Raw genomic sequence first — 391 nt, 5'->3', positions numbered from 1 at the left:
ATCAATTAACACAGTTCCTTTTTTTACCCCGTTTGATTGTAAAATGGATTTATAAAGCGCAAACGGACTTTCGTGTTCTTCCCAACAACGAATTTCGCCTTCAATAACCATGAAATCATTTATGGTTCCGCGTTCAAAATTGGGAGCTATATAATGTAAATCTCCATTCTTTAATAAAATTGCGCCTACCATACGCTCACTAGGATGCCAATGGGTGCCCGTAAAATACACCAAACTAGATCCTGCATTTAAGTATAATGCCGACGCATTTTCCGCTTGCATTAAAAGGCACGCTTTTTTAATTCTTACGTTGTACTCTTCTTCCAAAATTGGCTGAATTAAATGCGCCATGGGTTTTATGGCTTCTAATTCTTTTTCTGCTGAAGATCCT

At 37.6% G+C, this 391-nt stretch carries 1 protein-coding gene; it reads right to left on the bottom strand.

Annotation, left to right across the window (positions count from 1 at the left end; genetic code table 11):
- Nucleotides 1-391, bottom strand: a 391-nt coding sequence (locus IEQ44_RS18525) for an aminopeptidase P family N-terminal domain-containing protein (RefSeq protein WP_193639399.1), incomplete at both ends; no start/stop codon positions are given.

The organism is Nocardioides malaquae (assembly GCF_015070385.1).
Taxonomy (GTDB): domain Bacteria; phylum Actinomycetota; class Actinomycetes; order Propionibacteriales; family Nocardioidaceae; genus Nocardioides; species Nocardioides malaquae.
This window is presented reverse-complemented; position numbering and strand designations above follow the sequence as displayed.